Genomic DNA, 20,492 nt, shown 5'->3' on the forward strand with positions numbered 1-20,492 from the left:
ATTGTATGGTGTATATATACACTATACAAGTCTCGCTCCATGATGTCGGCCATCGCCGCACGATACCAGCAGGATGATGGCACAGAAGCCCATGATATCCCGGGCCTTGAGGCCGGCGATGGCGAGGGCGGGCAGGTAGCAGGATGCCGTGACGCCCTTGATGGCGAGCTTTGTGCGCAGGCTGCGGTCGACTGTGCAAGAGAGCGGGCTGTTTGGTCGCCAAGACCCCTCCTGACGCTAGTCACGCGCTTATTTCCCTCTCTTGTCGTCTTTCTTGTCCCCCTTCTTATCCCCCTTTCACCGCCAGGTGCACCGGGGCGAGCAGACGCTCGGTCAGGTCGGCGAAGCCGCCGGCGTCGTGGCGGGCTTCATAGAGCGCGGTAAAGCTGGGCCAGCGGTGGGCCAGGTAGGGGTTACGATCCACGTCGCCAGCGTTGTAGTCGTCGCCTTCGTAGGTCTTGCGAGCGGCGTGCCAGGCGTCGCTGTCGCGCTCACTCTCCGGCGTTCCCAGCTTGCTGAGCCACACGAAGGCGGTGCCGATGGCCAGCGGTAGCGGTGCGTCCATGCCGGCCTGCCACGCCTTGATGATGTCGCGCAGCTGCTCCCGAGCCAGCGCCGGGTCGAGGGGCGGCAGCGTCACGTTTCCCGCCTTGGAGAGCAGCTGGGTGGTCATGGGCTCGCCCTCCAGGTGCCCGGCCAGATGGGCGACCCAGGGCCGCAGCAGGTGGTGCCAGTGGTACTTGCCCTTCTTGACCAGGCTGCTGCTGGAGAGCAGCAGGCGGCAGCGCTGGCCGTTGGCGTCGCGGCGCAGTTCGTCGAGCCAGTCCTCGAGGGGCGGGGCGCCGGGCAGGTTGAGGCGCACCGGCTCGGGCTCTGCAATGGCCTGGGGCCACTGCTCGAGGGCCGCCTCATAGGCCTCGAACAGCTCCGGCATCGGCTCGATCAGCTGCTCGCGCATGCGTTCGCCGAAGGCGCCCATGGCCAGCACGCCCTGGCCCTGCAGGCGGTCGAGGGCGGCGAGCATGGCCGGCTCGCGGGGCTGGCCGGCGTCCACAGCGCGGCGCTGCTCCTGGATCAGCAGGTCCTGCAGCTGCCAGTTGGCGAGGCCGTCGAGGGTGAAGGGTTCGTGGTCGAGGCTGGTGAGGTCCTCCTGGTCGAGAAACACCTGCAGGCGGGTATTGAAGAAGGCTCTGGCCGGGTCGCGCAGGAAGTTGCCGAGTTGAGCCAGGGTCAGCGGCGCGTCCTGCTCGAAGGCAGAGAGAGCGGGCGTGCGCTGTTCGCGATCCGCGGTCGGCCTGGTGTGGTGCACCTCGTGCCACTCGTGGGCATAGCTGAACAGCCGCTGGTCGGCGACGCTGCGTTCGGCCTGCTGCGCCTCGCTGGGGAAGTAGCTGCGGCTGAACGGCTGCAGCGGGTGCTCGGTGGTGAGGGCGTCGAGCAGGTCGCTGTCGTCGCTAGTGCGCCAGCCGGCTTGAAGGTGATCGCGCAGCTGGCCGACCAGCACCGAGGGCGGCTTTTCGCTGTTGTCGACGATGCTGCGGCCCACCCAGCTGACGTAGAGCTGGTCGCGGGCCGAGAGCAGCGCCTCGAGGAACAGGTAGCGGTCGTCCTCGCGGCGTGAGCGGTCGCCGGGGCGGTAGTCGCCGTTCATCAGGTCGAAGTCCATCGGCGGGTGGCTGCGGGGGTAGTCGCCGTCGTTCATGCCCAGCAGGCACACGCGCTTGAAGGGGATGGCGCGCATCGGCATCAAGGTGGCGAAGTTGACCGCGCCGGCCATGAAGCGCTGGGAGAGGCTGTGCTCGTCGATCTGCGCCAGCCAGTGCTCGCGCACCACCGAGAGCGGCAGGTCGCGGGTCAGCCCGGCCTCCTCGGCGCTCTCCTGCCAGGTCTGCAGCGCCTGCTCGAGCTGCGCCAGCATCAGGCTGTCCTGGGCGTCGTCGCCGCTGAAGCTCTCCTCGAGCAGCTGGCGCAGGCGCTGTACCCAGCCGTTCACGTCGGTGGGCTCGCGCAGGGCGTGCCACTGGCGCTCCAGGCGCTCCAGCAGGCTGGCCAGGGGGCCGGCCAACTGGGCGTCGAGGCCGCCGATGTCGTCGAACGGCTCGATGCCCTGCCAGGGGCCGGTGGCCGCCTCACCCACGGCGTAGCCGAGCAGCAGCCGGCGCAGGCCGAAGGCCCAGGTGTTCTGCTCCATGCCGCCGGGCAGGTCGAGGCTGGCGCGCTGCTGGCCGTGCAGGCCCCAGCGGATGCCGGCGCCTTCGATCCAGCGGCGCAAGGTCGGCAGGTCGTCTTCGTCGATGCCGAAGCGGGCGCGCAGCGCCGGCACGTCGATCAGGTCGAGCAGCTCGCTCACCGAGAGGCGCAGCTCCGGCAGGCGCAGCAGGGTTTCCAGGGCGATCAGCAGCGGCAGGCGGTGGCGGCTGCCCTGGTCGGAGAGGGTGTAGGGAATGTGCCGCGGGTCCTCCGGGGCGCTGTGGCCCCGCGCATATTGCCCAAACACGGCCTGCACATGCGGCGCGTAGTGGTCGATGTCCGGCACCATCACGATGATGTCCCGCGGGCGCAGCTGCGGGTCGGCGCTGAAGGCGGCCAGCAGCTGGTCGTGGAGGATCTCCACTTCACGCTGGGGGCTGTGGGCGACATGAAAGACGATCGAGTCATCGGCCTGGGCGTCGACCGCCGGCCAGGCCTCGCGGGTCTCGTGCAGCGGGCGCAGCTCGCGGATGTCGTCCTGCAGTTGGTTGAGCAGGCGCGCCTGACCGCGGCTATTGACGAAGGGTTCGAACAGGTCGATGCGCAGCGCGTTGGCGGCGAACAGGCCAGCGTACTGCTGGCTGTCGTCGTGCTCGTCGAGCAGGCGCAGGTAGTCGCGGCCCTGCTTGCCCCAGGCGGCCAGCAGCGGCTGGGCGTGGAGGTGCAGGCTCTCCGCGCCGTCACCATTAGCGTCAGCGTCGCCCAGGCCGAGCACGTCGAGGCGCGCCGGCATGCCCGGCTTGCGCTGCTGGCGGTAGCGCTGGGCACGGAGCAGGTCCTTGTGCTCGATGATATCCGCCCAGTAGTGCTGGCAGGGGTTGTGCACGCACAGCACCACCTGACAGCAGCGGGCGATGGCGGCCAGTGCCTCCAGCGCCTGCTGGGGCAGCGAGGAGATACCGAACACCATCACCCGGCGCGGCAGGCCGGGCGGCCGGTCGTTGGCGTCGAGCCGGGCCGCGGCGTCGATGAAACGGCGGTGCACCATGGCGCGGCTGGAGGCGATGCCCTCGTCGCCCACGTCTTCGATCAGCGCGCGCCACAGGGCCGGTTGCCAGCGCTGGGTGTCGGGAAGCGTCTGGGCGTGGCCGCGGGGGGCGATCAGCACGTCGTCGCCGCGGCCCCAGGCGTCGAGCCAGTCGGCACGGTAGACCTGGTACTGGTCGAACAGGTCGGCCAGGCGCTCGGCGAGCTGATAGTGCTTGCGAAGGTCGTCGTCGTGGGCGAGGAACTGGCGCAGCGGGGCGAAGGCGTCGCGCTCCATCAGCGCCGGCAGCAGGCGCAGCAGCCGCCACAGCAGGTGGGACTTGTCGAAGGGCGAGGTGGCCGGCACCGCGTGGGGATCCTGTTCCACGTGGTTGAGCACCGCGCGATAGGCCTGCCACAGGAAGCGTGCCGGCAGGGTGATATCCAGCGCCGCGGCAATGCCCGAGCCGCCGGTGCCGTCGTCGCGCTCGTCGGCGGCCAGCGCCAGCTTGAGCCACTGGCTGATGCCGTTGCTCTGCACCAGGATCGTCTCGTTCTCCAGCGGGCCGAGGGGGTGGCGCTTCATCCACTCCACCGCCACGCCGCGCAGGTCCTCCAGGCGATTGCCATGGATGACCATGAAGCCGGGAGTGAGGGGCGTGGTGGCGAACGGCATGGTGGTGACTTCCTGCGGGGGCAAGGCCTCATGGTGCCGCAAATCAGTAGGCGGTGAAATGCCGATGAGTCGCCCGAATGCCTTGGTAGGCCATGCCGATATGATGCTGCAGTGTATCGTGTGATAAACGGGCCACCCATTGGGTGGCCCGTGTTACGAGGATTGCGCGTTGCTAGAACGCCTTGACGCTAGGCCATGCCGCTACTAGCCACTGGTACCGGTTCTGAGTTGCAGATCCTCGGCGAGGGTGCTGTTATCGCTACTGGTGGAATACTCGCTATTATCCGCCGAGCCGACGAACTCAATATTGTGGCGATGCAGGCCTTCACGGGTGCCGCCAATCATCGGGTTGCCCACCTTGGATGGGAGGTGATCATTTGACGCGGCGCGATGCATGGCGTCTTGATCCTTTTCCACCTGAACGAAACGGAACCCCTCTCGGGTACCGCCCTCGGCTGGGCTGCCAATCTCGACGCGTGTGTGGGTTCCTTCAACCGCAGCAGCTTGGGCCACCAGGCCCAGGGTAAGCATGCTGGCAGCAATGGTTTGGGCGATGATAGTGGTGTATTTCATGATGTTTACCTCTCTTCTTTAGATGATATCGCCATGTCGCTTAATCCAAGTCCTGCGACATGTCGGCCGTTAAAACCGCTTGTCACTTCCATGTACGGCCGGTCGAGAGGCGTAGATGCAGTTTCGTGAGATTTTTTTCTTGGGCCGTTGACGCGTCTGATATCAGTCGCTGGCTAGCCAGTGATGTTGTGGCGCGCGGTGCCATGTGTGTCCCGGTCGAACGCGTCCAGCAGCCAACGCCCAACTTCCTGGTGGGCGGCATGGCGCTGCTGCTGTGGTGACCCGCTGAGGGGTCAGATCAGGGCGAGGGGCACCTCGCCTGCCTCGTGGGCGAGCAGCCACTGCTTGCGGCCAAGGCCGCCAGCGTAGCCGGTCAGCCGCCCGTCGCTGCCGATCACCCGGTGGCAGGGCACCACGATGGCGATGGGGTTCTTGCCGTTGGCCGCTCCCACGGCGCGCTGGCCGCCCTTGCAGCGCAGCTGTTCGGCGATCTCGGCTTAGCAGCGAGTCTCGCCGAAGGGGATGCTGGCCAGTGCCTCCCAGACGCGGCGTTGGAAGTCGGTGCCCTGCGGTGCCAGTGGCAGGTCGAAGTCGCGACGAGCGCCTGTGAAGTACGCCTCGAGCTGCTCCTTGGCCCGCGCGGTCAGCTCGCCCGGTCGGGGCGCATCGTCCTCGCTGGCGACGAACGCGACCTCGGTGAGGCCATCGTGATTGGCGCGGAGGAGGATCAGGCCCAGGGCATCGGCACAGGGAGGGTGGTAGTAATCCACCATGAAGCCGGGAGTCAGGGAAGCGTCGGCAAGCGGCATGGGCATCCTCTGCAAATGGCGGGCAGTTGTCCCTGGATGTTGCATGAGCAACGCCGGCAGGTCCACGGTGTCGTCATGATGCTTTTTTGATAATGCGTCTCGTTTGTTTCATGATGTATCGCTAACCATGTCATCGCAACGTGATGCTGCCTGTCCTATGCCCACTTCACCACGCTCGCTGCTAAAGATGTTTCTCGGGGAACGCCCGCGACTGGTCCAGCGGATCAACCGTCTCGTCGACAACGAGGCCGAAGCCGAAGATCTGGCTCAGGATACCTTCGTCAAGCTATGGCATCGCCAGCCGAGGGCAGATGATTCCGTAGGGCTGCTCTATCGTACCGCGCACAATCTGGCCCTCGATCATCTGCGTGCCCAGAAGGTACGCCAGCGTCACCAGGAGGGGGCTCAGGCAGAGGAGCAGGATGACGCGCATCCTAGTCCCGAGGCGATTGCCGCCACGTTGGAACGCTGGGGTGGCCTGACGGCGGAGTTGGACGCACTGCCGGCGCGTACGCGGCGTATTTTCCTGCTCAACCGCATCGAGGGCGAGACCTATGCCGCCATTGCCGAGCGGTTGGGGGTGTCGGTGAGCACCGTGGAGAAGGAGATGATGCGAGCGATGCGGGTATGTCGCCAGTGGCAACGTCGGCATGACGAGGAATGAGGGAGTTTGGCAACTGACGCGTTATTAGAAAAGACAACCACAAGTGCCGAAACAGTGATGAGCGTGCGATGAGGAGATGTTCCAAGGTGGCGTTACCTTCACAGGAGACGCTCGACGATGAAGCCATGGCCTGGTTTCTGCGCCTGAGAGACCCCTCTGCCAACGAGGCGGATCGGCGTGATTTCGAGGCGTGGCTGGCGCGGAGCGAGCGTCATGCCGAGGCCTACGCAGAGGCGGAGCGACTCTGGCAAGCGGTGGAAGCGCCGGCCAAATTACTCGCCGAGCGCGAAGCGAGTGCCCGCCCGGCCTCGTCGCACCAATCCTGGCCGTCGGCCGCGGCAGCATGCCTGCTGCTGACGCTACTGCTCGGCTTCGGCGCCTGGCGCGATCCCGGTCTGTTCGACAGGTGGATGGCAGACTTGGCCACGGCGCCGGGGCATAGCCAGCAGGTGACGCTGGAAGATGGCACCCGGCTGTTTCTCGATGCCGATAGCGCCGTGGATATCGAGATGACGGATGGCGGACGGCAGCTGACGCTGCGCCGAGGCCGGCTGTGGGTGGATGTGACCCATGAGCCGACGCGCTCCTTCTCGGTATTGGCCGGCGAGGCGAGAACCGAGGTATTGGGCACGCGCTTTGCCGTAGAGCGTCGCGCCGGTGATGTCCGTGTCACCGTGGAGGAGGGGCGTGTCGCCGTCTCCCATGGCCAGGGTGGCGGCAGCGCCGAGCAGGAGGTGCTGGGTGCCGACCAGATGATCGAGCTCCAGCGTGGCGCAGCCCTTGGGGTGCCCAGCGAGATCGATGCCAGGGGCCGGCTAGCCTGGGCCCGCGGCCAGCTGCTGTTAGACCAGACCGCACTCGACGAGGTGGCCGTGCAGCTCGAGCGCATGCTGCCGGGGCGTGTGGTGGTCAGCGGCGATGAGGCGGGGGCCTATCGGCTTTCCGGTAGCTTTCCCGCCCATGATCCCGACGCCATTCTCGATGCCCTGGAAACCAGCCTGGGGATAACCGTCAGGCGGCTGCCAGGCGTTACCTGGCTGGCGTCGCCAGCGCATCCTACCCAGCAAACTGTCCCTTCCCTATGACGAGGCCCTCATGGAAACCGTAACCCCGCCAGAGCAGACCACCGTTCAGCCACTCAGCAAGCGCCTCAAGCATGCCACCCGAGAGCAGCATGAGCGGGTCGATCACGCGATCATGACGCTGCGCCCTTTTGACGACCTGGAAGGCTATGCGCGCTTCTTGCGGGTGCAATATGGCTTTCAACAGCGCTGCCTGCCCTGCTATCGCCATCCGCAGCTGGCCGACTGGATCGCCGACCTGGGCCCGCGCTGCCGATACGCCGCCGTGGTACGCGACTGCCAGGACTTTAACGTCGACGCCGAACGGCAGGCAAAGGCCAAGCCGTTGGCAGCGCCGACAAGTGAGGCGGCGTCCTATCTGCTGGGTTGGCTGTATGTGAACGAGGGCTCCAATCTGGGGGCGGCCTTTCTGTTCAAACGCGCCGCCGCGTTAGGGCTGACTGCCAATTACGGGGCGCGCCACCTGGCGCCCAGTGACGATGGCCGCGGCCTGCACTGGCGCAACTTTACCCAGCAGCTGGATGCGATAGCGCTAAGCGAGGCAGACATCGCCCAGGCGATCGCCGGGGCCAAGGAGGCTTTCGCCTATGTCGAAACGCAGGCACGTTCGCTGGCGCGTTGAGATGCCGCCGATCGGCGGTCGCTGGCTGGCGCGGTTAGTGCCCATCCGGTGGATCAGAATGCCAATTGATGATGTTCAATTCTGGAACGCGCGAGAACTCTTTCACATTGCGAGTTACCAGTGGCGCACGATGATGCAGTGCGGTGGCAGCGATCAAGGTGTCCATTGGCCCTATGGGCTTGCCTTGACGTTCAAGACTGACTCGCAGGCTCGCGGCCACGTCGGCGCATCCATCGTCGAAAGGCAGTTTCCATACCGATTGCAACAAGGTGTCCAGTGCTTGCAAACGAGGGCACGACGCTTCGTCGGGCAATCGGTTTAAGCCGTACTTCAGTTCGTATACGACAATGGCCGGAACAGCCAAGTCGGAGGGTTTGAGCGCCAGCATGCGTGTCACGACCTGCGGGTCGCCCCGGAAGTAGTAACTAATGGTGTTGCTATCGAGCACTAGCATCAAAACCCTATTCTTTGCACGTCGTTTGCTGGGTCCTGGGCGGGTGCGTCTTCACGCAGGGGAAAGTCAGGGAACTTGCCGGCCAGCGCTCGGCAGGAGTCCGGCCATTGATCATGGGCATGACGACGGATTAACTCCGCTACCCAGCGGCTTTTCGACTGACCCGAGGCCTTGGCCTGTGCATTGACCATCGCTTCCGTGTCTGCATCGAGATATAGCGTGATCTGCGGCATGGTTTTTCTCCCACTGAAGGGCAGGCAACTCTTCGAAAAGTATATGCCCACTTATACTGTTGGGCAATTGCCCGGAGGCATCCCTCTATCGTCGGAGCCAACCTGCTAACGGCGGGGAGCCAAGCCCGCAGCGCGTAGGTGATCGAGCAGTGCTGCGACCAGCGGCATGCTGCTTATCTGATCGGCAGGCACCCAGCGCACCTCGGCGGCGTCATCGCCGGCTTGCAGCACACCGCCGATGGGGCTAGCGGCGAAGTCATGCAGTTCGTAAACGATGTCGTCATCCCAGGCCAGCTGTGCCGTCCAGAGCCGCTGGCCAACCTCGACGCGCAACCCCGTCTCCTCGAACGCCTCGCGAGCGGCGGCGTCACGCAAACTCTCTCCTGGATCGACCTTGCCACCGGGCACCGACCATAAGCCCGCTTCGGGCGGGTTAAGGCGTTTCACCATCAGGATGGCGCCATCCTCGCGCTGAATGACCGCGCAAGCGGCTTGTATCGTTCTCGGCACACTGCCCTCCATCGATGCTCGAGCCACCCCGAGCCAAACTTACCCCTAGCGTAACGCCGACGCGCTCCCCGCTGCGCCACTATTTCAGCCCATGTTGCGAGAATCGTTGAGGAACCTCCCTGCCTTGGACGTTATTTGAATGAGAAGCACAATCATTCAATAAATTACAGTGCGGAGGGGGAATTCACATGCAGCATGAACAGCGAGGGAGGCTGCCCAGCGCGGGTAAGAGCCACTATCGCAAGGTTGCTGAGGGGGTCGGCATCGTCACGATGCTGGCGATTTTCGTGGCGCTCGTCGGGCTGCGCGAGGCCCATGGGCAGTCGGGGGCGAACAGAGAAGCGATGGGGCAGGGGGAGAGCCAGCCGCTCGCCCAGCAGCGCTACCGCTTTGACTTGCCCGAGCAGTCGTTGCTCTACTCACTCGGCGAATTTACCGCCATCACCAATATCTCGGTGCTGCGTCCGGATGCCCAGGCCATCGATGCCATGGCGCCGGCCATCAGCGGCGAGATGAGCGCTGATGAGGCGCTAAGACACCTGCTGAGTGGCACCGGGCTGGACATCGAGTACAGCAACCAGCGCACCGCGGAAATCGTCGAGCCGCAGCCGGCGACGATGACCAGCACCGGCGACCAAGTGGCGTTCAGCACCCTGACGGTCGAAGCCGACCGCATCGGCGACGACTGGGTCTACCATGAACCGCGCTCGGTGAGCGTGATCAGCCGCGAGCAGATCGATCGCCGGCCTCCTCGCCATGCCGCTGATATGTTGGAAGAGACTCCTGGGGTGTATAGCGCAGTGAGTGCGCAGGACCCTGGTCTATCGGTCAATATTCGCGGCATGCAGGATTTTGGGCGTGTCAACACCATGATCGATGGCATGCGACAAAACTTTAATGAGAACGCCCACCAGCAGCGCAATGGCAATCTCTACGTTGATTCCGAGCTTCTCAGCAGTGTTGTCATCGACAAGGGGCCGAGTTCCGGTATGCATGGGGCTGGCGCTATTGCTGGTAGCGCCAATTTCAGAACACTCGATTACGACGACATCATCATGGAAGGCAACGATGTCGGCGTGCGCTTAAGGGCCAACACCGGCCTTGGCAGCGAGGGTAACGGAGTCAATTTCATCGGTAGTGCCGCGGTGGCCGGACGTTTTGGCGACCGCTGGGAGTTGTTGGCGGCGAAAAGCCGGCGCAGCTTCGGCGATTATAGCCCTGGAATGCGAGGAGGGGATAGTGAGTTTCTGGATACCGGTGTTCAGGATCATTTTGAAGGACGTGATACGACCCAGGTCGTCGACCGCATCAGCTTTTCCGACTACACCCAGGAGTCTACACTACTCAAGGCTCGTCTAGGTTTGACGCAAAGTCAATCTTTGCAATTTTCCTATGTGGGTACTGAACTTGGCTACAATAATGTTTCTGATCGTAAGATTGTAAACCCTGTCGATGGTAGTTCGATTGATGGAGAAGATGCTTGGGATAAATACGGTGACGCCGAGGCAAAAACCCAGTCTTTTGGTCTAGACTACAGGTTTGATCCGAAATCTTCTCTGGTGGATCTCAGCGCCCTGATCTATTACGTCGATACCCAGAATGAACGCTATACACAGTCGGGAAGACCGGTGTTTGAAGGTGATGTCAATATGACGGAGGCAGCGTGGAGCAGTGGCTTGTGCGATCAAACACCATTCCCCGAAGATTGGCAAAATGAATGCGCTGCCGGACTTGGATCTAATGTACTGACGCAGATCGAGACTTATGGCATCGCCCTTGAGAATACCGCGCACTTCTCGCTGGGAAGTTTGGATGGATTTTCTCTCAATCATGGCATCGAGTATTTCCAGGACCGCGGTGATGCAGATACTGTCAGGGACCGCGAAGGAAGTGTCGTTGATGTAGCCGAGAACAGCCTGCAGCCCAATGGACGGAGAAGTATTACCAGTATCTTTGGTAACCTGACATGGGAGGACGATACTTATACTCTTGGTGCTGGACTCCGCTACGATTATTACCGTCTAAAAGGTGATACCCAGGTTCCGGGAACGGAGTGGACATACACGTCGCGCCAAGAACAATTCGATGAAAGGTGGACCCCTGAAGAGCAGCAGATGCTGCGCGATACCGGATGGTACGACTATTACTACAATTCGAACTGGATTGCGCCAAAGTGGGAGTCTCAGCGGGGGGTATATGAATATGAAGTCGACAATAGCATGGACAAGCTACTGCCGACTCTGCAGGCTGCCTATCGCCCCAACGACTGGCTGGAACTGTTTACCAGTTGGGGGAGAGGCTGGCGTCCACCGGCATTGACCGAGTCGCTGATGGAGGGTAGCCATCCCAGTGACCCCTTCGCCACCATGTATCCCAACCCCTATGCCGAGCCAGAAACCACGCGTAGCTGGGAAGTGGGTATTAATACCGCATTCCAGGATGTCTTTACCGGAGATGACCGGCTATTTGCCAAACTGTCCTACTACGACACCAAGGCCCACAACTACCTGATTACCAGTATGGTCAATACCCTGCCCGGTGACACGGGTGGGTTGGGTAATACTATGTTCATCAACAACCAGATGCCGATGAAATTTCGTGGTGTCGAGCTGGAACTCGATTACGATGCTGGCATCTGGTACTCGCGGCTCAACTATACCCATGTGCTGGGAGGAGATCAGGATTTTTGTCAGAAACAGTATCCATTGGGCAGTCATTGGGTAAGAGATGATATGCCTGACGAGGATGGTAACTATTCTGAAAATCATCAGTGGGCGATAGATGGTGGTTACGACTCCTACGAAGACTATCTGGACCAGCGCCTAGTGTGCGCTTCAGGAGGACAGGCTGCGCAATTCGGTATGAACAGTGCTCGCAATGTGCCCATGGACCGCGGCAGTTGGACTCTGGGGACACGGCTGTTCGACCGCAGCCTGGATATGGGGGTGCGCCTCAATTATAGCGCTGATGGCGGGCCGGACGACTTCGATACGCCCATCTGGCCCGGCTACACCACCTGGGATCTCTACGCCAGCTATCGTGTCAATCCCCATGTACTGCTGCGTGCCTCGGTGGAGAACTTGCGCGACGAGAATTACGTCACTGGCTACTCAGATATATTCTCCAAGACCTATGGTCCCGGCCGTACGGCGATTGCAGGAGTGGAACTTCAGTTCTGAGAGCGTGGTGATGCATGTCGCCATGCTCGAGGAGGATGCCGAAATCTCTCGGCATAAAGGTGGGGCATAGGAATTATGCCTCGGAACTCTCGGCGGGTGTTTTGTCGAGTTAGAGTGACCAAATAAGGAGTAACGATCATGAGCATTAGCTACGACTACGATCAGGCCAACTTTCCTGATATCTTTCCACCCCCCTCTACGCTTGAGGAACTGTTGGTAGGATTCGAGGATTACGGTGTTTCGGGTGAGCATCCCGGCAATACCGGTGGGTTCTATACGAATGGCTCTCCATCCGGTTTGTCGGGCGATACCTATGCCATGGCTCTCGATGGTGGCGACTTTGCCTTCTCTGCCGTAGGAGACCTCTCCTACGACTTCGCCCAGCATGCGCTATACGGCACTCTCGAGGAACTGACTCTGGGAGGTGGGTTGAACAGCGATGGTACGGTGTCCAGCGACTTCATCACCTTCACCTTCGAAAATCCGCTGACTGCCGATCAGTCCGAAGGTCGTGACAACGACATCCACGACGTTATCTGGGGTCTGATGAACGGCTCCGTGGATGGGGCGGAAGACAGCGCCGGCACACCGAATGGTGGAGGCCTTCTGGCGGTACTGGACGATGCCGGCCTTCTCGATGATCCGATTCCGGCGCCAACCACCGGCGTAGCCAGCACCAGCGACCTCGACGTCGCCCTGGCTGCCTGAGCATCGCCACATAATAAAAAAGGCAAGGGGAGTCCCCTTGCCGCAACCTTTGATCACCGCGCCACGGGCCTTGTGCCCGGGGCGCGGTGCCTTGGCATTGTCGCCAGCAGTGGTGCGATGTCAAGCCTGGCTACCGTGACCCTGTGATGAGCGGAACAGATACATGAGCGGGCCCCGACGGGGGCGCGCCGAGTTTCCACGACGCTTATTTAGGGGCAGCCCATCATGAAACCTTCGCGCGGCGAGCCGCGTAACGAAATACGCCAGGCGCTGGGGGCCTATCGCGGCGGCTTTCGCAGCGTTGGCGTCTATAGCGCAGTGATCAATCTGCTGATGCTGGTGCCGCCGCTCTACATGCTGCAGGTCTACGACCGGGTGCTGGCCTCGGGCAATACCACCACGCTGCTGCTGCTGACGCTGATGGCGGTGGGGCTGCTGGCGCTGATGGGGGCGCTGGAGTATGTGCGCAGCCTGGTGGTGATCCAGGTCGGCGAGCGCATGGATGAGCGGCTCGGCGAGCGGGCCTATACGGCAGCCTTCGAGCGCGGCCTGGCCGGCCAGGGTGCCCAGGCCGGCCAGGCCACCCGGGATCTCGACTCGCTGCGCCAGTTCATCACCGGCAACGCCATCTTTGCCTTCTTCGATGCTCCATGGTTTCCCCTCTATCTATTGGTGATGTTCCTGTTCCACCCCTGGATCGGCTGCCTGGCACTGGCGGGCGCGGTGCTACTGGTCGGCCTGGCGTGGCTCAACGAGCGGCTCTCCCAGCCGCCGCTGCGTGAAGCGGGCGGCCTGTCGGTGCAGGCCGCCAGTACCGCCGAGGCGCAATTGCGCCATGCCGAGGCCATCGAAGCCATGGGCATGCTGGGTGCGCTGTCGCGGCGTTGGGCGCGGCTGCATGGTGGTTTCGTCGCCCTGCAGGGGCTGGCCAGCGAGCGCACGGCGTTGATCACCGCGGCATCGAAGAGCCTGCGCGTGGCGCTGCAGTCGCTGGTGCTGGGCTTGGGCGCCTGGCTGGCGGTGGGCGGCGCCATCAGCCCGGGCACCATGATCGCGGGATCGATCCTGATGGGACGCGTGCTGGGGCCTATCGACCAGGTGATCAACGCCTGGCGGCAGTGGAGCACCACGCGCCTGGCGTATCAGCGTCTGGCGGTGCTGCTGGAGGCGCATCCTGCTCGCGCAACGGGCATGGCGCTACCCGCGCCGCGGGGCGAGGTGGCGGTAGAGGCCGTCAGCGCGATGCCGCCGGGAGGGCGCAAACCGACTCTGATGCAGATCGATGTTCGCCTGGCGCCGGGCGATGCGCTGGGGGTGGTGGGCCCCTCCGGTTCCGGCAAGTCGACCCTGGCGCGGCTGCTGGTGGGCGTATGGCGGCCCCAGGTGGGCACGGTGCGGCTGGATGGCGCCGCCATCCAGCACTGGGACAAGGCCCAGTTAGGGCCCCACATCGGCTACCTGCCCCAGGACGTGGAATTGTTTGCCGGCAGCGTGGCTGAGAATATTGCGCGCTTTGCCGAGCCGGATTCGGCCCAGGTCATTACCGCCGCCAAGGCGGCTGGGGTGCATGAGTTGATCCTGTCGCTGCCCCAGGGCTACGACACGCCGCTGGGCGACGGCGGCGTGGGGCTCTCCGGCGGCCAGCGGCAACGCATCGGCCTGGCCCGGGCGCTCTACGGCCCGCCATCGCTGGTGGTGCTCGATGAGCCCAATGCCAACCTCGACGACGCTGGCGAACAGGCGTTGCTGGCAGCCCTGCAGTGGCTGCGTGAGCGCAAGGTGACGGTGGTGCTGATCACCCATCGGCCTCAGGTGCTCAAGGCCACCACCCACCTGCTAGCGCTGAAGGACGGCCGGCAGACGCGGTTCGGCCCGACCCAGGAGGTACTGCAGGCGGGGGCGTCACGTCAGGCCGCTGCCCGCGGTGCGACCCTGATGACGCACAGCCCCTACCAGATGGAGAACAGCGCATGAGCCTATCTCCCGATACGGCGCATGGCGCCGAGACCGGCACTGCCATCGCGTCGGCCACGCCGGACTGGCAAGCGATGGCGCAGCGGCGGCGGCGCCCGCGTCGCCTGGGCGGCTGGCTGCTGCTGACGGGCTTCGTAGCCTTCGTGGTGTGGGCGGCCCTGGCACCGTTGGACAACGGCGTTGCGGTCCCCGCCACCGTGGTGGTGTCGGGCAACCGCCAGGCGGTGGAGCACCCCAGCGGCGGCATCGTCGAGCGCCTGTGGGTGCGCGAGGGCGACCACGTCACCCAGGGCCAGGTGCTGGTCAGCCTGGATGCGACCCGCCATACCAGCGAGGTAGACGTATTGCGTGGCCAGTACAGCACCGTCCTGGCGGAGATCGCCCGCCTCGAGGCGGAGCGCGATGGCCTCGCCAGCATCGATTACCCCGCCGAGCTGACCGAGCAGGCAGACCCGGAACGGCTGACCGTGCTGGCGCTGCATCGCCAGCTGTTTGAGAGCCGCCAGGCCTCGCTCGCCTCGGAACTGGCGGGGCTGGACGCCAGTTTGGCAGGCCAGCGCGCCCAGGCCAGCGGGCTCGAAGCATCGCTGACGCAGAAGCGCCGACGGCTGGCGCTGCTGGGCGAACAGCGCGACAACCTGCGCGGCCTGGCGGAAGAGGGTTATATCCCGCGCAACCGCCTGCTGGAGGTCGAGAGCCAGTACGCCCAACTGCAGGGCGAGCTGGTCGCCGACCGCGGCACCCTGGAGCAGACCCAACGCCAGATCGATGAACTCCAGCTGCGCATGACCCAGCGCCGCGAGGAGTATCAGCGCGACGTACGCGACGCCTTGACCCAGGCACGCTCACGCATGAGTGAGCTGGCCGGCCGCCTGGCCACGGCGGAGTTCGAGCTGGCGCATACCCAGCTACGCGCCCCGGCCGCAGGCATCGTGGTGGGCTTGGCCCAGCACACCGAAGGCGGCGTGGTGGCGCCGGGCGGCCGCCTGATGGAGATCGTGCCCGAGCATGAGCCACTGCTGGTGGAGGGCCAGCTGCCGGTGGAGCATATCGACCGGGTGCATGCCGGGCTGCCGGTGGAGCTGGCCTTTACCGCCTTCGAGCGCAGCACCACGCCGCGGGTGCCTGGCGAAGTGGCCCAGGTCTCCGCCGACCGGCTGGTCGATGAGCGCAGCGGCGAGCCCTACTATCGCCTGCGGGTGGAGGTGGCAGCGCAGGACCTGGAGGGGCTGGGCAGTGACGCCCTGCGTGCCGGCATGCCGGTGGAGGCTTTCGTGCGCAGCGGTGAGCGTACGCTGCTCAACTACCTGTTCAAGCCGCTGCTGGATCGCGCCCGCACCGCCTGGGGGGATGCCTGATGGATAAGTTGGTTTGCCGCGTGCTCGCTGCCTGGCTGCTGGTGACCGGGAGCGCATTGCTGGCCCTGCCCGCCATGGCGCTGGATTTCCGCCAGGCCTATGAGCTGGCGCTGCAGCACGACCCGACCTGGCAGGCGGCCCGCAGCGAGAGCGCCGCGGGCAGCCACGAGCAGGCGCTGGGGCGTGCGGCGCTGCTGCCCAATCTGAGCTACCGCTATAGCCGCATGCGCAACGACGCGGAGATTCGCCAGGACACGCCTGTGGGGCCGACCCGGCAGAACCTGGCGTATTCCAGCTACTCCTCCGGCTTCACCCTGACCCAGCCGCTGTTCGATGCGGCGGCATTCGCTCAGTATCGTGAGGGCAAGGCACGCGCCGAGGCCGCCGGCTTGACCCTGGAGCGGGCGCGCCAGGCGCTGGCGGTGCGCGTGCTGCAGGCGTATACCGACGCCCTCTATGCCGAGGAGGAGGTGGTGCTGATGCGCGCCCATGGCCGGGCCCTGGAAGAGGAGGCCGAGCGCAGCCGGCGCTTCGTGGCGGGCGGCGAGGGTACCCGCACCGACCAGATGGAGATCGAGGCCCAGCGGCGGCTGGTGGAGGCGCAGCTGATCGAGGCCGAGGACCGCCGCCAGGATGCCCGCAATGCCCTGGCTGTGTTGATTGGCCACTCGCCCGGCGCTGCGCTGGCGCCGCTACGCGACGATGCACGGTTGCAAACGCCGGCCCTGCCGCCGCTGGACGAGTGGCGCGAGCGCGCCGTGGCCCATAACCCCGAGCTTGCCGCCCAGCGTAGCCTGCTGGAAGCCACCCGGCAGCAGCGAAACCAACAGCGCGCCGGCCACTTGCCCAGTGTACGGCTGGTGGCGCGCAGCCAGATCACCGACTCCAACGCCGAGAACCAGGTGGGGCAGCGCTACGACACCGACAGCATCGGCGTGGAAGTGCAGGTGCCGCTCTACGCTGGCGGGCGCGTGCGCGCCGCCAGCCGCCAGGCCAGCGACAGCCTGGAGCAGGCCCGCTTCGAGCTCGACGGCGCCATGGCCGAACTGCTCAACGACGTCGAGTGCCAGTACCGCATGACCCTGAGCAGCCAGCGGCGCATCGAGGCCTACCGCGACGCCGTGGCCGCCGCCGAAGCGCGGCTCGATGCCACCCGGCGCAGCATCCTCGGCGGCGAGCGTACCAACCTCGATGCCCTCAACGCCGAACAGCAGCACGTCGAAGCCCAGCGCGACCTGGCCCGCGCCCGCTACGACTACCTGCTCGCCTGGCTGTCGCTGCGCTGGCAGGCGGGCGTGCTCGACGCTGGCGATATCGAACGAGTGGCGGGGGCTTTCGGTGCAGGTTAGGCGCGGGTTTGGTTAAGTGTCGCGTGTGGCCTGGGGTGAGCCCAGCATGCGCGCCAGGATGCCATCCTTGAGCCACAGGCGATGGGCCAGTGCCATCGCCACATGGCCAGCGATCAGTGCCAGCAGCAGCCAGGCCAGGGGGCTGTGCAGCAGATCAGCAGGCGCCATCATCCAGGCAATTTCGCGCTCCGCCTCCGGCAGCAGTTCCATGCCATAGAAGATCAGGTGGCCGCCCCGGCCATACTGGCGCAGGATGGCCAGCGCCGGTATCAGGATCAACAGCGTATAGAAGGCCAGGTGCACGCTCCTAGCCAGCAATCCCCCCACGCCTGGTGGGCGGGGCGGTCGGTGATGGCGCTGGCGGTAGGCCCAGATGGCGCGCAGCAGCGTCGTCACCAGCAGCATGGCGCCCAGTGAGCCATGAGGGCCGATCCTTGCCAGCAGCAGGGTGACGGGGTGCTCACCGAATCCCTTCCAGGCCAGCAGTACGCCGAATAGCAGTATCACTTGCGCCGCCGTCAGCCAGTGGAGGAGACGGCTGATGAGGCCATAGCGATCCGGGGTATCCCGCCAGCGATTGGCCGGTGTTGTCATGCTTCGAGGTTCCACGCGATGTTCAGTCGTCGGTCTTGCCCAGGCGCCAATAGCCCATGCTGGTGACGCACTGCTTGGGCAGGCCGCACTCGTTGACCAGATAGCGGCGAATATTCCGGGTGACCCTGGTTTCGGCCGCCACCCAGGCGTAGAAGGGCGCATTGTCGTCGAGACTCGCGGGCTCCCACAGGGCGGCGTCGTCTTCATCGAGCCCCTCGCTGGAGCCTCCATGAGGTTTACCGCCCAGGGCGCGGATCTCCTGGTGCAGGTCGATGTCGCGGACGGCCCGCATCAGCAGGTCGCCATGTACGCAACCCGGCTCGCTATCGCGGGTCAACCAGCGCAGCTTGGCGGGGGGAGAGAGGGGCTGGATATCCTCGCTACGCGGCACTTCGATCAAGGCCTCTACCTGTGGGGCGAGGGGCAGGTCGTCGAGTGTCTCGAAGATGCCGGCGGCCGCCGGCAGGGCGGTCTCATCGGCGATAATTAGGATGCGCCGGACGCCCCGCGGTGGCTTCCACTCATAGCCGAGCTTTTCGCCTCCGGCATTGGCCAGCGGGGCGGTCATCGCCAGGCGGTCGCCGGGGCGGGCGCGCATCGCCCAGCGCGAGGCGGGGCCGTTGTCGCCATGCAGCACGAACTCGACATCGACTTCGCCGCGTGCCGGGCGCAGTGCGCGAATGGTGTAGGTGCGCATAGGAGGGCGCTCGGCGTCTGGCAGGGCACGATAGGCGCCGAACCAGTCGTGCTCTTCCAGCTTGGCGATCTCGAACAGCGCGTCTAGGCCGTTGGCGTCCTTGGGAAAGAACAGTTTGATGCGTTGGTCCGGCGCGTGAGTGGCCATCTGGCCAACCTGGGGCCCGGTGAAGGTGAACCTGACAAGCGATGGGCTGACCTGGGTACGGCGTGCCAGGGTGATATCGAAAAGGCGATAGCTCGTGCGTCCAGCCATAGTGGATGACTCCCATGGTGAGGTGGGAATACTATCATTGGTAGTAATGATTCTCAATTATATTGGGTATGATGAATAACCCCGCCTGGAACGTTAACTCTCATGGGTATTGGATGAACCGTAGGTTAACGAGGCGATGGTAATGGTGCGATTGTTATGGGTGGCATTGGCGGCATTGAGCTTTGCTGTGGGCTTTCTGGGCCTGTTTCTGCCGCTACTGCCGACCACGGAGTTCATGCTGGCGGCGGTCTACTGCGCCTCTCGCGGCTCGCCGCGCTTCGAGGCCTGGATTCGCTCGCGGCGCTATGTCGGGCCACTGCTCGAGAACTGGGAAAGGGAGCGGGCGATCCCACGGCGAGCCAAGTTCGTCGCCGTGGGAATGATCGGCGCCAGCATGGTGATGATCCTGCTGCACCTCGGTGAGGGCTGGCTGCGCTGGGCGATCGTGGCGCTACTGGTGGCGGTGGCGGCCTGGCTGATTACGCGACCGGAGCCCTCGGCGCCCTCGCGCTGAACCTGAGTATCACTGCCGACGCCGTAGCACCATATCGGCGTGATAGAGCACAACGTCGACGAACTCTCCATCGGCGGTGAAACCGCTGTCATCCCAGTACTCGATGTAACTGCCAGTCACGCGGTAGCGGCCTTGGTAGGCGCTCTCACGCTCGCCACGGGCTTCGTCGTAGCGGTTGACTCATGCCGGGCTTGCGGTGGGGCGAACCACGATATCGCTGGTGTCCACCTCATCGGGCTGGCCGATGACGTGAGCGATGGCAGCGGCGATGGCGTCGGGCTTGAGGGCGATCTGGCGGAAACTCTGCATCGCTTCGGCGGCGCTGGCATCGGTGATGGTATTGGCCAGTTCCGACTCCACCACGCCGGGATAGACGCAGGTGACGCGGAGATTGTCATGCTCCTGGCGCAGCCCGTCGGAAATCGCCCGCACGGCGTACTTGGTGGCGCAGTAGACGGCGCCGGTAGGCACCACGTAGAGGCCGCCGATGGAGGAAATGTTGATCACCTGCCCACTGCCCTGGGCCTGCATGGTCGGTAGCACGGCGGCGATGCCGTGGAGCACGCCGCGGATGTTGACGTCGATCATGCGGTCCCACTCGTCAACCTTGAGCGAGGCCAGGGGCGAGAGCGGCATGACGCCGGCATTGTTGATGATCACGTCGATGCGACCATGAAGCGCCAGCGCGGCATCGGCAAAGGCCTGGACATCCTCCCGCCGAGTGACGTCCAGCGCGCGATACTCCACGCTGCCGCCTTCACAGCGAATGGCCTGGGCCAGTGCTTCCAGCCTGTCGGTGCGGCGTGCGCCGATGACCAGCCGATGGCCTTGTTTGGCCAGCAGTCGTGCGGTGGCTTCGCCAATGCCGCTGCTGGCGCCGGTGAGAAGAATGACCTTATTCATTAGCATGACTCCGTATGGGGGCTTGGGACGACCCTGTTGCGGGGCTCGGATAATCGATCCACGAGCAAGAGCGTCATGCAGGAAAGCCTAAGGGGGCACCGGCAAGGCCGACAGGGTCATTC

Annotated in this window: 19 protein-coding genes and 1 pseudogene; 9 read left to right on the forward strand and 11 right to left on the reverse strand. The window is 64.5% G+C overall.

Annotation, left to right across the window (positions count from 1 at the left end):
• Positions 1 to 286 precede the first annotated feature (286 nt).
• The 4 genes from recC to BLT16_RS21165 all read right to left on the reverse strand — a co-directional run bounded on the left by recC (position 287) and on the right by BLT16_RS21165 (position 5,274).
• A complete protein-coding gene (gene recC / locus BLT16_RS04960) occupies positions 287 to 3,892 on the reverse strand; it encodes an exodeoxyribonuclease V subunit gamma (protein ID WP_089657424.1) in 3,606 nt (1,201 codons plus the stop codon).
• 204 nt (positions 3,893 to 4,096) lie between these two features.
• Entirely contained in the window at positions 4,097 to 4,465 is a 369-nt protein-coding gene (locus tag BLT16_RS04965) for a hypothetical protein (protein ID WP_089657425.1), read from the reverse strand.
• A gap of 293 nt (positions 4,466 to 4,758) precedes the next feature.
• Entirely contained in the window at positions 4,759 to 4,956 is a 198-nt protein-coding gene (locus tag BLT16_RS21160) for a methylated-DNA--[protein]-cysteine S-methyltransferase (protein ID WP_340148246.1), read from the reverse strand.
• 6 nt (positions 4,957 to 4,962) lie between these two features.
• Positions 4,963 to 5,274 (reverse strand): methylated-DNA--[protein]-cysteine S-methyltransferase, encoded by a 312-nt coding sequence (locus tag BLT16_RS21165; protein ID WP_340148243.1) that lies wholly within the window; start codon positions 5,272 to 5,274, stop codon positions 4,963 to 4,965.
• A 157-nt stretch (positions 5,275 to 5,431) separates the two neighbouring features.
• On the opposite strand from BLT16_RS21165, the gene BLT16_RS04975 reads away from it, so the two are divergent.
• From BLT16_RS04975 to BLT16_RS04985, 3 genes are all read left to right on the forward strand, one after another.
• Positions 5,432 to 5,938 (forward strand): RNA polymerase sigma factor, encoded by a 507-nt coding sequence (locus BLT16_RS04975; RefSeq protein WP_176817166.1) that lies wholly within the window; start codon positions 5,432 to 5,434, stop codon positions 5,936 to 5,938.
• 86 nt (positions 5,939 to 6,024) lie between these two features.
• Positions 6,025 to 7,023, forward strand: coding sequence for a FecR family protein (locus BLT16_RS04980; protein WP_176817167.1), 999 nt, complete (start codon positions 6,025 to 6,027; stop codon positions 7,021 to 7,023).
• 10 nt (positions 7,024 to 7,033) lie between these two features.
• Positions 7,034 to 7,642 carry a biliverdin-producing heme oxygenase gene (locus BLT16_RS04985; protein WP_089657428.1) on the forward strand — a complete coding sequence of 203 codons (609 nt, stop codon included), beginning with the start codon at positions 7,034 to 7,036 and terminating at the stop codon, positions 7,640 to 7,642.
• 34 nt (positions 7,643 to 7,676) lie between these two features.
• Here BLT16_RS04985 and BLT16_RS04990 read toward each other — a convergent pair whose 3' ends face one another.
• The 3 genes from BLT16_RS04990 to BLT16_RS05000 all read right to left on the reverse strand — a co-directional run bounded on the left by BLT16_RS04990 (position 7,677) and on the right by BLT16_RS05000 (position 8,839).
• A complete protein-coding gene (locus BLT16_RS04990; protein ID WP_176817168.1) occupies positions 7,677 to 8,096 on the reverse strand; it encodes a type II toxin-antitoxin system VapC family toxin in 420 nt (139 codons plus the stop codon).
• Positions 8,096 to 8,329 (reverse strand): ribbon-helix-helix domain-containing protein, encoded by a 234-nt coding sequence (locus BLT16_RS04995; RefSeq protein WP_089657430.1) that lies wholly within the window; start codon positions 8,327 to 8,329, stop codon positions 8,096 to 8,098. The genes BLT16_RS04990 and BLT16_RS04995 overlap by 1 nt, the downstream gene beginning before the upstream one ends.
• 105 nt (positions 8,330 to 8,434) lie before the next feature.
• Positions 8,435 to 8,839, reverse strand: coding sequence for an NUDIX hydrolase (locus tag BLT16_RS05000; RefSeq protein WP_205600994.1), 405 nt, complete (start codon positions 8,837 to 8,839; stop codon positions 8,435 to 8,437).
• 188 nt (positions 8,840 to 9,027) lie between these two features.
• Between BLT16_RS05000 and BLT16_RS05005 the strand changes: the two genes are divergently transcribed.
• From BLT16_RS05005 to BLT16_RS05025, 5 genes are all read left to right on the forward strand, one after another.
• A complete protein-coding gene (locus tag BLT16_RS05005) occupies positions 9,028 to 12,018 on the forward strand; it encodes a TonB-dependent receptor (protein WP_089657432.1) in 2,991 nt (996 codons plus the stop codon).
• A 138-nt stretch (positions 12,019 to 12,156) separates the two neighbouring features.
• Entirely contained in the window at positions 12,157 to 12,726 is a 570-nt protein-coding gene (locus BLT16_RS05010) for a heme acquisition protein HasA (RefSeq protein WP_089657433.1), read from the forward strand.
• Between the two features lie 225 nt (positions 12,727 to 12,951).
• Positions 12,952 to 14,700 carry a type I secretion system permease/ATPase gene (locus BLT16_RS05015; RefSeq protein ID WP_089657434.1) on the forward strand — a complete coding sequence of 583 codons (1,749 nt, stop codon included), beginning with the start codon at positions 12,952 to 12,954 and terminating at the stop codon, positions 14,698 to 14,700.
• The gene (locus BLT16_RS05020) at positions 14,697 to 16,058 is read left to right on the forward strand and encodes an HlyD family type I secretion periplasmic adaptor subunit (RefSeq protein WP_089657435.1); all 1,362 of its coding nucleotides are present in this window, start codon (positions 14,697 to 14,699) and stop codon (positions 16,056 to 16,058) included. Before BLT16_RS05015 ends, BLT16_RS05020 begins: the two co-directional genes overlap by 4 nt.
• Positions 16,058 to 17,407 carry a TolC family outer membrane protein gene (locus tag BLT16_RS05025; protein WP_089657436.1) on the forward strand — a complete coding sequence of 450 codons (1,350 nt, stop codon included), beginning with the start codon at positions 16,058 to 16,060 and terminating at the stop codon, positions 17,405 to 17,407. Before BLT16_RS05020 ends, BLT16_RS05025 begins: the two co-directional genes overlap by 1 nt.
• Positions 17,408 to 17,419: 12 nt before the next feature.
• On the opposite strand, the gene BLT16_RS05030 is transcribed toward BLT16_RS05025, so the two are convergent.
• Positions 17,420 to 18,001: a cytochrome b gene (locus tag BLT16_RS05030; RefSeq protein ID WP_089657437.1), complete on the reverse strand. Its 582-nt coding sequence runs from the start codon at positions 17,999 to 18,001 to the stop codon at positions 17,420 to 17,422.
• 22 nt (positions 18,002 to 18,023) lie between these two features.
• Complete coding sequence (locus tag BLT16_RS05035; RefSeq protein WP_089657438.1) at positions 18,024 to 18,953, reverse strand: siderophore-interacting protein; 930 nt, start codon at positions 18,951 to 18,953, stop codon at positions 18,024 to 18,026.
• Between the two features lie 142 nt (positions 18,954 to 19,095).
• Between BLT16_RS05035 and BLT16_RS05040 the strand changes: the two genes are divergently transcribed.
• The gene (locus BLT16_RS05040; protein WP_245701463.1) at positions 19,096 to 19,467 is read left to right on the forward strand and encodes a YbaN family protein; all 372 of its coding nucleotides are present in this window, start codon (positions 19,096 to 19,098) and stop codon (positions 19,465 to 19,467) included.
• A 9-nt stretch (positions 19,468 to 19,476) separates the two neighbouring features.
• Here BLT16_RS05040 and BLT16_RS05045 read toward each other — a convergent pair.
• A pseudogene (locus tag BLT16_RS05045) lies at positions 19,477 to 19,629 on the reverse strand (Atu4866 domain-containing protein); the annotation flags it as partial.
• Positions 19,630 to 19,647: 18 nt separating this feature from the next.
• The gene (locus tag BLT16_RS05050) at positions 19,648 to 20,370 is read right to left on the reverse strand and encodes an SDR family oxidoreductase (RefSeq protein ID WP_089657440.1); all 723 of its coding nucleotides are present in this window, start codon (positions 20,368 to 20,370) and stop codon (positions 19,648 to 19,650) included.
• Positions 20,371 to 20,492: the final 122 nt, after the last annotated feature.

Origin of the sequence: Franzmannia pantelleriensis (assembly GCF_900102875.1) — a bacterium.
GTDB classification, from domain to species: Bacteria; Pseudomonadota; Gammaproteobacteria; order Pseudomonadales; family Halomonadaceae; genus Franzmannia; species Franzmannia pantelleriensis.

Coding starts and splice junctions, on each gene's coding strand:
- BLT16_RS04995 (WP_089657430.1), bottom strand. CDS start 8,329: ATGCCGCAGATCACGCTATATCTCGATGCAGACACGGAAGCGATGGTC.
- BLT16_RS04985 (WP_089657428.1), top strand. CDS start 7,034: ATGGAAACCGTAACCCCGCCAGAGCAGACCACCGTTCAGCCACTCAGC.
- BLT16_RS05025 (WP_089657436.1), top strand. CDS start 16,058: ATGGATAAGTTGGTTTGCCGCGTGCTCGCTGCCTGGCTGCTGGTGACC.
- BLT16_RS04990 (WP_176817168.1), bottom strand. CDS start 8,096: ATGCTAGTGCTCGATAGCAACACCATTAGTTACTACTTCCGGGGCGAC.
- BLT16_RS04965 (WP_089657425.1), bottom strand. CDS start 4,465: ATGAAATACACCACTATCATCGCCCAAACCATTGCTGCCAGCATGCTT.
- BLT16_RS05030 (WP_089657437.1), bottom strand. CDS start 18,001: ATGACAACACCGGCCAATCGCTGGCGGGATACCCCGGATCGCTATGGC.
- recC (WP_089657424.1), bottom strand. CDS start 3,892: ATGCCGTTCGCCACCACGCCCCTCACTCCCGGCTTCATGGTCATCCAT.
- BLT16_RS05035 (WP_089657438.1), bottom strand. CDS start 18,953: ATGGCTGGACGCACGAGCTATCGCCTTTTCGATATCACCCTGGCACGC.
- BLT16_RS05010 (WP_089657433.1), top strand. CDS start 12,157: ATGAGCATTAGCTACGACTACGATCAGGCCAACTTTCCTGATATCTTT.
- BLT16_RS05050 (WP_089657440.1), bottom strand. CDS start 20,370: ATGAATAAGGTCATTCTTCTCACCGGCGCCAGCAGCGGCATTGGCGAA.
- BLT16_RS21165 (WP_340148243.1), bottom strand. CDS start 5,274: ATGCCGCTTGCCGACGCTTCCCTGACTCCCGGCTTCATGGTGGATTAC.
- BLT16_RS05015 (WP_089657434.1), top strand. CDS start 12,952: ATGAAACCTTCGCGCGGCGAGCCGCGTAACGAAATACGCCAGGCGCTG.
- BLT16_RS04975 (WP_176817166.1), top strand. CDS start 5,432: ATGCCCACTTCACCACGCTCGCTGCTAAAGATGTTTCTCGGGGAACGC.
- BLT16_RS05020 (WP_089657435.1), top strand. CDS start 14,697: ATGAGCCTATCTCCCGATACGGCGCATGGCGCCGAGACCGGCACTGCC.
- BLT16_RS05005 (WP_089657432.1), top strand. CDS start 9,028: ATGCAGCATGAACAGCGAGGGAGGCTGCCCAGCGCGGGTAAGAGCCAC.
- BLT16_RS05040 (WP_245701463.1), top strand. CDS start 19,096: ATGGTGCGATTGTTATGGGTGGCATTGGCGGCATTGAGCTTTGCTGTG.